This is a genomic window from Chryseobacterium sp. CH21 (assembly GCF_004119445.1).
Classification (GTDB): domain Bacteria; phylum Bacteroidota; class Bacteroidia; order Flavobacteriales; family Weeksellaceae; genus Chryseobacterium.
Window position 1 is genome coordinate 1 of sequence record NZ_QICI01000087.1, and the last position, 14,940, is coordinate 14,940.

The 14,940-nt window shown below is 36.5% G+C and carries 8 protein-coding genes and 2 pseudogenes; 4 read left to right on the forward strand and 6 right to left on the reverse strand.

All coding sequences use genetic code 11. From position 1 onward, the window contains the following. Positions 1–1,213 precede the first annotated feature (1,213 nt). Positions 1,214–4,080: pseudogene (locus tag BOQ62_RS17925) on the forward strand (M16 family metallopeptidase). Between the two features lie 100 nt (positions 4,081–4,180). On the opposite strand, the gene BOQ62_RS17930 reads toward BOQ62_RS17925, so the two are convergent. The 3 genes from BOQ62_RS17930 to BOQ62_RS17940 form a co-directional block, all read right to left on the reverse strand. Further along, entirely contained in the window at positions 4,181–5,257 is a 1,077-nt protein-coding gene (locus BOQ62_RS17930; RefSeq protein ID WP_129041658.1) for a GNAT family N-acetyltransferase, read from the reverse strand. Next, positions 5,254–6,255 (reverse strand): polysaccharide deacetylase family protein, encoded by a 1,002-nt coding sequence (locus BOQ62_RS17935; RefSeq protein WP_129041660.1) that lies wholly within the window; start codon positions 6,253–6,255, stop codon positions 5,254–5,256. Before BOQ62_RS17935 ends, BOQ62_RS17930 begins: the two co-directional genes overlap by 4 nt. A gap of 71 nt (positions 6,256–6,326) precedes the next feature. Further along, positions 6,327–8,465: a S46 family peptidase gene (locus tag BOQ62_RS17940; RefSeq protein ID WP_129041662.1), complete on the reverse strand. Its 2,139-nt coding sequence runs from the start codon at positions 8,463–8,465 to the stop codon at positions 6,327–6,329. A 317-nt stretch (positions 8,466–8,782) separates the two neighbouring features. Between BOQ62_RS17940 and BOQ62_RS17945 the strand changes: the two genes are divergently transcribed. Then, a complete protein-coding gene (locus tag BOQ62_RS17945; protein ID WP_228414298.1) occupies positions 8,783–9,271 on the forward strand; it encodes a copper resistance protein NlpE in 489 nt (162 codons plus the stop codon). Between the two features lie 40 nt (positions 9,272–9,311). Here BOQ62_RS17945 and BOQ62_RS17950 read toward each other — a convergent pair whose 3' ends face one another. After that, the gene (locus BOQ62_RS17950; RefSeq protein ID WP_129041664.1) at positions 9,312–9,959 is read right to left on the reverse strand and encodes an MgtC/SapB family protein; all 648 of its coding nucleotides are present in this window, start codon (positions 9,957–9,959) and stop codon (positions 9,312–9,314) included. Between the two features lie 147 nt (positions 9,960–10,106). Here BOQ62_RS17950 and BOQ62_RS17955 point away from each other — a divergent pair. Beyond that, a pseudogene (locus tag BOQ62_RS17955) lies at positions 10,107–10,663 on the forward strand (YdeI/OmpD-associated family protein). An 11-nt stretch (positions 10,664–10,674) separates the two neighbouring features. Further along, complete coding sequence (locus BOQ62_RS17960; RefSeq protein WP_129041666.1) at positions 10,675–11,073, forward strand: immunity 22 family protein; 399 nt, start codon at positions 10,675–10,677, stop codon at positions 11,071–11,073. A 74-nt stretch (positions 11,074–11,147) separates the two neighbouring features. On the opposite strand, the gene polA is transcribed toward BOQ62_RS17960, so the two are convergent. Both polA and tssD read right to left on the reverse strand, forming a co-directional pair. Then, the gene (gene polA / locus BOQ62_RS17965; protein ID WP_129041668.1) at positions 11,148–13,988 is read right to left on the reverse strand and encodes a DNA polymerase I; all 2,841 of its coding nucleotides are present in this window, start codon (positions 13,986–13,988) and stop codon (positions 11,148–11,150) included. 220 nt (positions 13,989–14,208) lie between these two features. Then, entirely contained in the window at positions 14,209–14,622 is a 414-nt protein-coding gene (gene tssD, locus BOQ62_RS17970) for a type VI secretion system tube protein TssD (RefSeq protein ID WP_129041670.1), read from the reverse strand. Positions 14,623–14,940: the final 318 nt, after the last annotated feature.

Consider the following 14,940-nt stretch of genomic DNA (forward strand, 5'->3'; position numbering starts at 1 on the left):
ACTTATTACTAAGCAAAACAACTTTATTTAACATAAATGTTACTATTTTGTAATATTAAACCCTAAATCGCTGGATAGCAAGGAGAAAAATTTTAAACATTTGTTTGGGAGATTGGGTTTTGAGAGTTGGAGAGTTTGGGGGTGAGAGGGGAATTCATGAGTAATGAAAGGTATACCTATATATAAGAGGAGATCTCTTTCCAGAAAGATTCGTTTTCTAAGCTGGGGAGCCAACAAGGTTTTTAATTAAACGGGCTCCATTCCTCTAAACTCAGGATGATACACCGCTTCTATTGAATAGCCAGGTACAATTAACCGCAGATCGCACAGATTTGCACAGAGGATAATGGATACTATATATAAGAGAGAAAAGTTGATAGTACAGAATACACCTATTCTATAGTCCAGACAGCATTGTCACTACCTAGGAGGCTGGATAAAGCTATTCCGTAAAATTACAATAGCAGAAATATAATTTATCATCATTAAAATGCTTCGACTAAGCTCAGCATGACACTGATAATACTAACTGCTAAAAAAACTTACCCATTATACTGTCGTTTTACATCCTTTAAAACTCTTGTGAATAAGTTTGGATTCCTACGGAATAACATAATGGGAATAATGGTATAGCTGTACACTAATTATTGCATAAGAATTATAGATGTAAAAACTTCGGACTGATTATTCAAACTCCACAACCAGAAACTCATAACTTTAAAACCAGAAACTCGCAACTATATAACCTCAACCAGGAACTCATCATTCATCATTAATTCCCCTTCCTTAGCCCTGATAGAAATGGTTACCCCGCAGTATGGGTGGGAGTGTGAGAGGGTTTGGGTACGGGAGCGCGCTGGTACGAGGAGTATGAATGGATAGCAGGATAAAGCTCCTGAGAATGTTGGAGAGTCTGAGAGTTCGAGAGTGAGAGGGTTTGAGAGGAAGAGGTTGTGGGTGGGAGTTTTTTTGAGAGGAGAATGGTTGGAGAGATTTAGAGAGTAGGAATAGAAAAGGTTCTATCTATATTATATAGTATGGAGAAAAATTACAACGTTCTATCTAATGTGCTTCCTGCAGTGGTTTTTCTTTTTATGATTCAAGTTTTCAACTATAAGAATAGATGTAATAGTCAGAAAAACCGGCCTACATCTTTTTTGATTCCTTACATTTGTAGTGCATTCCGGATTCTAAGGAGTGAAATGAGTTTTATATGACAGACAGAAAATATAAGGAAACGGTACATACTGATAAAAGCAATTACAAATATATTACGGTAACCCACGACGAAAATAACGTCAGAATCTATACTCTGAAAAATGGATTAAAGGTTTTTCTTGCCCAGAATTTTATTTCTCCAAGGATACAGACTTTTATTCCGGTAAGAACAGGAAGCAATAATGATCCGTCCGATAATACCGGACTGGCTCACTACCTCGAACATATGATGTTCAAGGGAACCTCAAAAATAGGAACCCAAAATTGGGAAAAGGAAAAGCTGTTTCTTGATCAGATTTCGGAATTGTATGAAGAACACAAAGCTGAGCAGAATCCTGAAAAGAAAAAAGAGATCTATAAAAAGATAGACGAAGTTTCTCAGGAAGCCAGTCAATATGCTATTGCGAATGAATACGACAAAGCTATTTCGTCTCTGGGAGCCAGTGGAACAAATGCCCATACCTGGTTTGATGAAACGGTATACAAAAACAATATTCCTAATAATGAGCTTGAGAAATGGCTAAAGATAGAAAAGGAAAGGTTTTCTGAAATTGTACTTCGTCTTTTCCATACTGAACTGGAATCTGTGTATGAGGAGTTCAACAGAGCACAGGATAATGATTCACGACTTGTCAATTACGAATTGATGGATGCACTCTTTCCTACTCATCCCAACGGCCAGCAAACCACACTAGGAAAACCTGAACATTTGAAGAACCCTTCTATGAAGGCTATCCACAAATACTTTGATGAATATTATGTTCCTAATAATTATGCTTTGGTATTGGTTGGAGATCTTGATTTTGAAAAAACCATTCAGTTAATTGATACTTACTTTGGAGCTTTACCTTATAAGGAACTTCCTAAGAAGACTCCTATTATTGAGAAACCTATCACAGAAATTATAAAAAGAACGGTAAAAAGCCCTACTACTCCACGCACCCAGCTGGCATGGAGAACCGACAACTACGGAACCCGCGAAGCCATGCTGGCTGATATCACAGCTAATATCCTTAGTAACAGAGGTGAAGCCGGATTATTGGATCTTCACATCAATCAGACTCAAAAAATGCTTTGGGCACAGGCTTTTTCTGTGGGATTGAAACAATATGGTTATTTCTCCATCGTTGCGGTTCCCAAAGAAACTCAAACACTGGAAGAAGCCAAGAACTTTGTATTGGAAGAGATTGAACTGATCAAAAAAGGAGATTTCCCAAACTGGATGTTACCCGCTATCATTAATGATTTCAAACTTCAAAGAATGAAAGCTCTTGAAACAACGGAAGGGCTGGCAACCAATCTTTATGACACGTACATAAAAGGAAGAACCTGGGAACAGGAACTGAATGAAATGGATGAATATGCTTCTTTTACAAAAGAAGATATTGTGAACTTTGCGAATGATTTCTTCAAAGAAAACTATGTTATCATTGATAAGGAAAAAGGGGTCAACGACAGGTTGATCAGAGTTGAAAACCCCGGAATTACTCCTATTAAAATCAATCGTGATAGTCAGTCTGAGTTTTTAACAGAAATTTTAGCAGATAAAACGGAGGATATACAACCTGTATTCATCGACTATAAAAAAGAAATTACTACTGCTGATGTGAAAGGAAAGAAACTGAGCTTTGTTAAAAATAAGTATAACGATATCGCTCAGGCCCATTTTATTTTTCCTTTTGGAAGTGATAATGACAGAGATCTGGCCATTTCAACTCAGTTGCTGCAGTATTTAGGAACAGATCAATTTTCTCCTGAAGATTTAAAGAAGGAATTCTTCAAAATCGGGGTAACTAATGACTTTAAAACAACTCATGATCAGCTGACCATCACCTTAAGCGGGCTGGAAGAGAATATAGAAAAAGGAATTGCTCTGCTTCAGCACTGGATGACCAATGTAAAACCTGACCAGGATATCTACAGCCAGTTTGTAAAAAGTGTCATAGAAAACCGCCAGGCTGTTAAGAAGGATAAAAACCGTATTATGACGGCACTTACCAACTATACCAAGCTGGGCAGCACTTCCCGTTTCACCAATATTATTTCTAAAGAAGAGCTAGAAAGCAGTACTGCTGAAGTATTTACAGACAGAATGAAAAACCTGTTTAAATCTCCTTATCAAATCTTCTTTTATGGAAAAAACTTTGAACATTTCAATGGATACATTGCTAAATATATTGGAACGGAAAGCATTATAATTCCTGAAGCGAAACAATATCCTGAGCCTGATACGGGTAGGAATGTCTATTTCATTAATTATGATATGGTTCAAGTGGAAATGAGTAAGATAGGAAAAGGAAATGAAGTAGATCCACAATACTTTGGTAAAGTGAATGTATTTAATGAATATTTTGGAAGAGGCTTATCTTCCATCGTTTCCAGGAAATGCGTGAGAGTAAAAGTCTTGCTTATTCTGCCTATGTCTCCTATGCTGCCAATTCAGAATTGAAACATCCTGATTATATTACCACTTATATCGGAACACAGCCGGATAAACTGATGATTGCTGTTGATACCCTTAATGAACTTATGGAAGAGCTTCCTGAAGTACCTATTCAGTTTGAAAATGCAAGAAATGCCGCCCTTAAGCAGATTGCCTCTACAAGAGTAAGCCGTGAAAATGTGTTTTTCAATACATTGAATCTGAAGAAACTGAATATCTATCACGATTTCAGAAAAGATATCTATGAGCAGATACAAGATTTGAAATTTGAAGATCTAGTTGAATTTTATCAAACAAGAATCAAATCTGTTCATTTCAACACCGCCATTCTTGGTAAAAAAGAAAATCTGGATATGGAAGCTGTCAATAAAATGGGAACATTTAAAGAAGTAAGTCTTAAAGACATATTTGGACATTAAAAAAACAAACCGCCCGATAACATTATCGGGCGGTTTGTTTTTTATAATGATGAGTGATGAATGATCATTCATCACTCATCATTTATAATTCATCATTACTTTACGTCATCATACAATCTCCGTCACCATCCTGGTAATCGGGATTAAAATCCTTCGGAAGCAGTTCCAATAAATCTTTATGAAATAGATATTCTCTGTTGAAATCCCGTTCATAGATATGAGAAAATGCTTTTGATTGCTGTATGGTCTTGTTCAGTTGGGTTTGATAGCTCGTAAAACCTTTTACCTTATTAGTCACAATGAAATAATTGAGAAACCGGACAACCTCATCTAAATCAGCTTTCGGAAAAAGGTAGGGAATTTTAAGATATCCGTCACGAAGCTGTAAAAGCAGGCAGGCTTTGAGTGTATTATTTTGGTCAAAAATCTTGATCCAGAAATATTTAAAAGTACCTGCAAAGCTTGAAAATAAATATTTTCCCTCTTTATTGCCTTCCAAAACCCAAGGATAATCTATAAAAGTATTGATTTCGTCTGCGTTGCGTACTCCTGGAAACGCATTGATAAAATCAGCACTTTCTTGATCAATACGATGGAAAACTTCATATTTGAAATCTGGTTTCTTTATAGGCAGGTTCTTTAGTGATATTAATAAATTAGCTGCGGCATCCAATGTCTGAAAAATGGGTTTTAATGGTTGGGTTTCCGGTTTTTTTTCAGGAATCATTTTGGCTGCATCGGTTTTGAAATAATATCTTTTCCCTTCTTTAGGAAAGACATATTCAAAAACACCCATAATATTATATAACGCTTCTGCTTCTTTGGTAAATTCTGTAATGGCAATTCTGCCTTCGTATTCTTCAAAAACCTTTTTCAACAGAGCTTTTGCCGGTCTTTTTTTTCTGTAATCAGGGTTTACATATAAAGTGCTCAGCCATGCATAACGGATTTCTTTACCGTCAATAACAAAACAGTCCGGAAAACATCCTACATAACCAATTAGTTTTTCTTCATCAAAAGCAAGAATAAGAAGGGTATCTTCATCTGTTGCCTTAGGATTCTTGATGTGGGATAAAGCACGATGCTTGGTAATCGGAAGAAAATCATACTGCTGGAAAGCTCCGGAGGATATAAAATCTTCCAGTTCTCTTCTGTTGAATCTTTTCAGCACTATCATTCTCTAATAATCGTATTTTTATTGATCAGTTTTTTCAGTCTGAAATAGGCTATTTCCTTTTTCAGGATCTTTGCTCCGCTCTCTCCCATTTCCATTGGTATTCTTTGGAAATTTCTTTTCACACTATCCAGCTTTATTCCTGCGCATCCGAAACTGCAGTAGATTTCTTCATTTTTAAAAAGTTCATCAAAAAAATCTTTCTTCACTTCAAAATCGGTAAAAGGAAATGCAAAAGTTTCGTACAGGAAGCCGTTTTCTTTTAAATAAGCAAAAGTCTTACCTGTAGTTTCCATCTGTTCTTTCAAAGATAAGTCTCCATATTTTGGATGATCCCAACTGTGCGAAGAGATTCCAAAACCTTTTCGGGTAAGCTCTTTTAATTCCTCTGTGCTTAAATAAGGCTTAAATTCCTTTGAATATGCTTTAAAATCTACCTCAAGTTTTACTGCAAGCTTGTCCAAAATATCATTTCCCTGGTAATTAACTGATAAAATTTTCTTTTGTACAATACCTTTCTCAACATGACTGTCGAGAGAAAATATACGATAAACTTCCGGATCTATGGTTTTCTTTTTATCAACGGCGTCGGCGAGCAGACTTGATTTACACCTGAACATCATCTCTTCATTGTCTATGAAGGCTGGATTGACAAAATTGCAGGCATATATTCCTTTTCGTTCCAAAATAGGCGCCACCACATCATAAAATTCTCTGAAACCATCATCAAAAGTAAGAAGGGCAATCTTTTTCTTAGGTTTAAAATGCCCGGACCAATAATCTTTGAACTCCTGCCAATCTACAAACTGAAAATTCGTTGCAATATGATCAAGATCTTCTTCAAACTGCCTGATATTCTTGTAACGGATGATATGTTTTAAATGAGGAAGTTCTTTATCGGAAACACTATGATAAAGCGGTAAACAGTAATCCAGCGGGAAAGATTTCCCGATATGATCAGATTCGAAAGCTGCCAAAACATTGATAATCCTGTCTTTCATCCTATTATAAATAAAAAAGAATCTATTTAAAACTCAGTTCAAATAGATTCTTAAAGGTATAACTTTTAAAATTATTTTATAATCTTCATTTCATCAACAAGCCACTTTGAGTCTGCAAACTTCTCGATGATGAAAAGGATATATTTTGTATCTACCATGATGTTTCTGCTGAAACGCGGGTCATAGTTGATATCACTCATTGTTCCCTCCCACTGTCTGTCGAAGTTCAATCCCACAAGGTTTCCATTCGCATCAAGCGCCGGGCTTCCTGAGTTTCCTCCCGTTGTGTGGTTGGTAGCAGTGAATCCTACAGGAACATCACCAGTTTTATCTTTATAGATTCCGAAATCTTTTTTGTTGTAAAGATCAATCAGTTTCTTTGGAACATCGAATTCATAATCTCCAGGAACATATTTTTCCATAACTCCGGCAAGGTGAGTCTGATATCCATAAGAGACCGCATCTCTAGGAGTAGAACCTTTTACTTTACCATACGTTACACGAAGGGTGGAGTTCGCATCCGGGAAGAATTTTCTGTCTTTATCCGTCTGCATCTGCTGAGCCATGAACTTTTTCTGTAAAGCATCAATTTTTGCCTGCATTGAAGTATACTGAGGATCTGCAGTTTTCACATACGTTTCCTTCATAGAAACATACAGCTGGTAAATCGGATCTTTCTTCAACGTTTTGATTAATTTATCCTGATTAGAAAAAGCTTTGTCAATATCTGTAGTCAATGTTCCTCCATTCACAGCAGTTCTTCCTGTGATAACAGAGTTTTTAGACATATCTTCGATCACAGGAATATTGGCATTCTCATCTTTATATTTGCTGAATCCTGCCGGTAAAAACTGTGGTGCCGTTTTATTAACGTATAAAGCCAACAGTTTTGCTGTTACTCTAGCATCAAGCTCAGCGCTGTAATCTTTGTAGAAAGAAGTTAATTTTGTTTTCAACTTTGAAAGTTCCTTCTCATCCATTCTTCCTGCTTCTACAGAAGCTACGAAATCATAATAATCACCGGCAAGTTTCAAAGTCTCTGCATTTCTTACTACTTCTGTGTAGTAAGCATTGTTTAATGCGTAAGGAGCCTGATCATTGTACAGTTTATTCAACTGGTCCAACGTAGTTTTGATCTCAGGATTTTTAGCGACCAAAGAACCTTCATACATTATTTTCTTTTCTACAGCATTGGATTTTTTCAATCCTTCTACTTCACCAATCCATTTTTTCCAGTAATTAGCTACAGAAGCATATTTTGAAGCATATTTGATACGTGTTTCATTATCAACACGCATTTTTTCGTCCAATGTTTTTAAAGCAACATCACGCACCGCAATTCTTGCAGGATCAATATCTTTCATGATCTTTTCTACACCAATTGCAGGAAGGTACTCGGTAGTTCTTCCCGGGAATCCGAATACGAAAGTAAAATCGTTTTCGTTTTTATCTTTGATAGAAACCGGTAAATAGTGTTTTGGAACGTAAGGTACGTTGTCTTTTGAATATTCTGCAGGTCTGTTGTTCTTATCTGCATAGATTCTGAACATAGAGAAATCTCCGGTATGTCTAGGCCAAACCCAGTTGTCCGTATCACTTCCGAATTTCCCGATGCTTTGAGGCGGAGCTCCTACAAGACGAATATCTTTATATGTTTCGATGGTGTAAGCATAATATTTGTTTCCATAATACATAGGCTTTACCATGATCGACTGGTAAGATTCAATTTTCTGGGCGTTTTTATAAACCTCAATATTGTTGTTGATCTTCTTAGTAAGTTCAGGTTCTGTAAGATTGTCTGTACCTTCTAAAATCTGATCAGTAGCTTCTTTTATATCTACAATAAAATCTACTTTTACTCCCGGGTTTGGAAGTTCACCTTCTGTATTTTTTGCCCAGAATCCGTTAGAAAGAAGATCATTCTGAACGGTAGAATGTGCCTGAATCTGACCGAAACCACAGTGGTGATTCGTTAAAAGCAGTCCTTTAGGTGAAATAATTTCTGCAGTACATCCGCCGTTAAACTGTACTACCGCATCTTTAATGCTTGGTTTCTGAGGATTGAAAATATCTTTTGCAGAAATCTTCATTCCCAAATCCTTCATTTCCTTTTCATTCAGCTCCGTAGGAATCCACATTCCGCCATATTGTTGTGCAAATGCCATTGCAGCCGGCAAAAGAAATACAGATAAAAGTATCTTTTTTGTCATAATCAAAATTTTGCCCCAATTTACAAAGAAAAATAGGAATAGGCTTTATAAAACATGTGGAAAAGTTATTATAAGGTCGTTTTTGAAAAGATGGAGAGTCAATAGTCAATTTTTGCTTCGCAAGTGAATGGTGAATTTTTATGATCAGGTGGAACTTCTCATTGAATGTAAACTTATTAAAAATTGATATCAAAAATAAAAATTAACAAGCAAAGCGAATTGACCATTCATCATTCATCCTATTCTCTCCCCCTCTGGCTTAATTTTTGTTCCTTGGAAGTCACATTATTACTAAAAAATTCTTTAATTAACTTATTATGATGAAAAGCAAAATGCTCATGTTGGGAATGGTATCGACTCTATTTCTTACTTCATGCACTAAAAAAGAAAGTACCGAAACAACTGCTACTGCAACGGATTCTGTGACAGCTGTACAACCTGCTGCCACAGACAGTATCATTAAAGCAACTCCTACCGCAGCAGGTGACACTTCTGAAAATGCCTTAGACTTGGCAGGGACTTATGAAGCAACAGTTCCTTGTGCTGACTGCCCGGGAATCAAGACTTCTTTAACATTGAACAATGACAAAACATTCAGCATTAGTGAAGAGTATCTTGACAGAAATTCAAAAAATCAGGATAAAGGATCTTTTGCGTGGGATACAACAGGAAGTATGATTACTTTAAAAGGAAAATCTGCCAACTATAAATATAAAGTGGGTGAAAATATGCTGATCCAGCTGGATATGGAAGGAAAAGAAATTGACGGCCCTAACAAGGATCTTTATGTATTCAAGAAAAAATAAAAATAAAGGCTTCGGCCTTTATTTTTTGCTTATATCTCATCTAAAACTGATAGGCCTTGATTTTCGGGTCATCTACCAAACGCCTGGTTAATCCTTCATGATGGCTGTTTTTACCTATAATCCTCCAGATCACTGTAAAACCTTCCTGAGAATACTGCTGTCTGATCATGAGATAAGCCAAATGGTTTTCTTTAAAGATATTTTCACAATATTGAATATCTCCTGAGCTGTTGACTGCTATTCTATATTCTCTGATTTTATTATAATTGTCAATAAAATTCTGCAAATAGGTTAAAGCACTCAAAATAATCAATACCAAAGCAGTTCCCAGCATGGCAATATAAACATATCCTGAACCTACTGCCATTCCTATGGAAGCTGTAGCCCAAATGGTAGTTGCAGTGGTAATTCCTTCAATTTTATTATCTCCTTTAAAAATAACGCCTGCACCCAGAAATCCGATTCCTGTAATGATATTGGCAGCCAAACGATCCGGATTAGCAACTCCTATTTTGATGGAAAGTATGGTAAAAAGACAGGCTCCGAAACAAACCAGGATAAAGGTTCTGAGCCCCGCAGATTTATTACGGTATTCTCGTTCAGCACCAATGAACAGTCCTAAAATAACAGAAATAAGGATAAGCAGTAATTCATTTTTAACAGCGTAATGGTCCTGAAGAAAATCCATTTTTTAAAATTTAAGCTTAGAATAAAATTACAACAAAAAAATTATCTGTAAAGCGATTGCAGAACTTTGTTTAGGCCAATAAGATTTTATTTGAATGAAAACTTTCGTAATATTACAGATTAAATGGAAAAGGCAAGTACAGAAGTTATGAAACCTACATTTTTTTCGACAAAAGAAGAATTCAGAAAGTGGCTTGAGAAGCACCACGAAACTGAGAAAGAACTTTTAACAGGGTTCTACAAAACAGCCAGTGAAAAACCTTCTATGAGCTGGTCTGAATCTGTGGATCAGGCTCTGTGCTTTGGATGGATAGATGGAGTAAGAAAGTCAATAGATCACGAAAGTTATTCTATACGCTTTACACCAAGAAAACCATCCAGCATCTGGAGTAACATCAATATAAAAAAGATTGAGGAGCTTACGAAAGCTGGACTGATGACTTCCGCAGGTCAAAAGGCATTTAATCTCAGAAAAGAGGACAAATCAGGAATTTATTCTCATGAAAAAGCGGAAGTTTCACTTGATATGGTTTATCAGAAACAATTTATGGATCATCCGGCAGCCTGGGATTTTTTGAATGTCAGGCTCCATCCTACAAAAAAGTTATTATCCACTGGATCACGAGTGCCAAACAGGAAAAAACAAGACTTTCCCGATTGGAAAAAGTCATTGATATAAGTAAACAATCAAAAAGATTAGAATAAAAAATAGTATTATGGATAAAGAAATTTCACACTTCTGGTTAGGATATTTCAAAAATGAAGAAGATTTTTACAGTTTCATAGAAGAAGATGAAAATTATTATATAGAGGAAGAAACTGATGATCAGTATGTTTCTAAGTTTGCAGAATCTCAGAACATCAAGTGGTTTGACGATGATTTTATAGAATTTGGTTTCGAGGATGAAAGTCTTAGCATTTATGACAAGTTTGCAGAATATTCTTATGCTGACCAATGGCTTCCAACCCTGGAAAGAAAACTGAATGAATTAAGTCTGGACACTCCTGTGAATGCTATCATTTTCGCAACAAGATTTGTGATTCCTAATCCGGTTTCTGTAGAAACTGACGATTATTCGCTGCATTATGTGGGGGAAATAGAATATGATATTTAATAAGAAATAAACCCAACAAAAAACTTCCGCCCAAAAGACGGAAGTTTTTTATCGTTAAGAATAAATCGTATTTATTAATGCGCTTCTAACCAGTTATCTCCTACTCCAATTTCTACCAATAACGGAACCTGTGTTTTTAAGGCACTTTCCATTTCAGTTTTGATCAGTTTTGAAGCGGCTTCAATCTCGTCTACCGGAGATTCGAATATCAATTCGTCATGTACCTGAAGCAGCATTTTTGTTTTAAGCTGTTGTTCTTCAAGCTCTCTGTCTATTTTGATCATGGCAAGCTTTACAACATCTGCGGCACTTCCCTGAACAGGAGCATTCACAGCATTTCTTTCCGCATGACCTCTCACCACGAAATTATTGGAATTGATATCTTTCAAATGACGCTTTCTACCTAAAATAGTTTCCACATACCCTAACTGGCGTGCTTTGCTCACCTGTTCTGCCATATATTCCTTCAGCTTTGGATAGGTCTCAAAATAGGCTTCAATCATCTGCTTGGCTTCTGTACGGGACAATCCGGTTTGTTCTGCCAAAGCAAAAGCTCCCTGTCCATAGATAATCCCGAAGTTGACTGTTTTAGCCTGGCTTCTCTGGGTTTTGGAAACTTCATCCAAAGGAATTTTAAAGAGTTTCGCGGCTGTGGAAGCGTGGATGTCTTCTCCATCCTGGAAAGCTTTGATCATGTTATCCTCTCCTGAAATTTCAGCAATCAAACGGAGTTCAATTTGAGAATAATCGGCTGAAATAATCTTCTTTCCTTCTCCGGAAACAAACGCTCCACGAATCTGCTGTCCTCTCACGGTACGGATTGGAATATTCTGCAGGTTCGGGTTTACACTCGCCAAACGGCCTGTAGCAGCTGTAGTCTGTGAGAAATTGGTATGTACTCTGTTATCTTTTTTCTCAATCTGTGAAGGCAAAGCGTCTACATAGGTTGACTTTAATTTCTGATAGGTTCTGTATTCCAGAATATGCTTGATGATCTCATGTTTTGATGATAATTTCTGAAGAACATCTTCTGAGGTTGCATACTGTCCTGTTTTTGTTTTCTTGGCTTTTGGATCCAGCTGCAATTTTTCAAAGAGAATCTCTCCCAGCTGTTTTGGGGAGTTCATATTGAATTCTTCTTCTGAAAGTTCAAAAATCTTTGTTTCCAACTGTTTCAGATCATTTTCAAGGTCAACACTTTCCTGTGCCAGCCATTTTTCATCCAGAGAAATCCCTGCCAATTCCATTTTTGCAAGCACTTCCATCAGAGGCATTTCAATGGTAAAGAAAAGTTCTTCCAGATTTTCTTTTTTCAGCTGTGGTGCAAAAAGTTCATACAACTGGAACGTTACGTCTGCATCTTCTGCAGCATAATCTGTCTGTGTTCTTACATCTGCATCTCTGAAACTGCCCTGTTTTTTACCTTTTTTCCCAATAATGGTTTCAATAGATACAGGTTTGTAGTTCAGGTATACTTCTGAAAGGTAGTCCATTCCGTGTCTTCCGTCCGGATTCAGAAGGTAATGGGCGATCATGGTATCAAACATAGCACCTTTTACGGTGATGTTGTATTGTTTTAAAACTTTATAATCGTATTTAAGGTTATGGGCAATTTTCAGCAGGTCTTCTTTTTCGAAAAACGGTCTGAAAATCTCCAGGGTCTGCAACACTTCTTCTCTATTTTCAGAAAGTGGAATGTAATAGGCAAGTCCTTTTTTGTAAGAGAAACTCATTCCTACCAATTCTGCTTCCAGTTCATTTAATGAAGTTGTTTCTGTATCAAAGCAAACCACTTTTTGTTGTAATAAGTTATCAACCAGTTTTTTCTGAGCCTTTGGATTATCTATATACTGATAAAGATGATCGTTATTCTCAATGGTAGATTTTGTAGAAGTAGCCTGTTCCAATTCTTCGAAATTGGCAAAAAGATCAAGCTGCATTACCTGCCCTTTCACTTCTCCAGCTGCAGAGGCCTGCTTTTCTTTTACTTCTACCTCGTTTACCACTATTGATTCCGCACTGGCAGGAGCAAAAGCTCTGTAAAGATTTTCGTACAGTCTTCTGAATTCTATTTCATCAAAAACTTCTTTTACTTTTTCAAAATCCGGAGTTTCAAGATCATATTGTTCCTGATGAAATTCTACAGGAGCATCACAGATAATAGTTGCTAGTTTTTTAGATAAAATACCACGTTCTGCAGAAGCTTCTACTTTTTCCTTCAGCTTTCCTTTCAGCTTATCGGTATTGGCCAATAACGTTTCGATGTTCCCAAATTCTTTCAGGAACTTCATAGCAGTTTTCTCTCCTACTCCTTCCAACCCAGGGATATTATCTACAGCATCTCCCATCATGGCAAGGAAATCAATAACCTGTTTCGGGTCTTCAATCTCGTATTTTGCCTTTACCTCATCTACTCCAAGAATCTCGATATCCCCACCTTTTAATCCTGGCTTATAAATTTTAATTTTATCAGTAACCAGCTGTGCAAAATCTTTATCCGGAGTTACCATGAAAGTGGTATAGCCTTCTTTCTCTGCTTTGCATGCAATAGTCCCAATAACATCATCAGCTTCATATCCTTCTACTCCCAAGCGTGGAATGTGCATTGCTTCCAGAATTTTATGAATGTATGGAACAGCAATTTTGATCGCTTCAGGAGTTTCACTTCTATTGGCTTTGTATTCTGAATAATCATCAGTTCTTACACTCGCCTGCCCTACATCAAAAACGACTGCCAAATGGGACGGTTTTTCTCTTCTGATCAACTCGATCAAAGAATTGGTAAAACCAAAAATGGCAGAAGTATCCAATCCTTTGCTGGTAAGTCTAGGATTCCTGATTAATGCATAGTATCCTCTGAAAATCATCGCATAGGCATCGATGAGAAACAGCCTTTTATCTTTTGTTGCGTCCATATTTTGAATAATGAACAAATATATGAAAATAGGAGTAAAAGTTGGCAGTTTAGAGAAGGGATTCGGATATCGAATTGTGGGATTTGGGATATGAGTTGCGCGGTTTCGGGATGCGGGGTTGAGAGATAAGGAGATTGCTTCTTAGCGGCTAGTTTTTTATAAAAACAAAACAGTATACCAAAAGGCATACTGTTTCTTTTTTTATTTAAGTTGTATTGGATTATTTACCTGCTGAAGGCCATAGTCCAGCGAACTGAGAAGTACCGTAGTCGATAGTCTCTGCACTTACTACGAAGCTGATCAGCATACTGTTGCTGTCTACTGCATCGAAGTCTACTTCATGCTGGATTACATATCCGTTTTCCCATTTCAAAGTGATCAATGTTCCTTCTTCGTGAGATTTGTTGAATGTGATTTCACCTACCGTTGGCTTATATTTACCGTTTAGTAAGCTTTCAAGAATGTCTGACTTTTCAGTAGCTTCTACTGTAACCTTGATTAATGCGTTGGAAGGATCTGATGCTACACGTCCTGATACGTCTGTAGATCTGGATACACTGTAGTTCATTTTTAACAGTTTCTGTCCTTCACCGTTGTTGAATTTTAAGATTCCTCTTGAGTTTCTTTCTGCCATGATTGTAAATTTTAATCGTTAGTAATAAATTGTTATTTCAATAATTATATAACAAAGATACCCCCCTTGTTTTTGAAAAAAAGCATTTGAATGGAAATCTGAAAAAGTGTAGTAGTTCTACGATTTCATGTCGTAATTCTACGACAAAAGATTTAAAATATAGCATAACATATTATAAATAAATATTTTAAATACTTATGCTAATTCATAAAAACCACCCATTTATTACACCAAAAAGAGAAATAACATAGTAAAAATCATTATAAAAAGAAAGCAAAAAATTACCAATTTTTCATGATTCAATTGCACAGGTTGAGA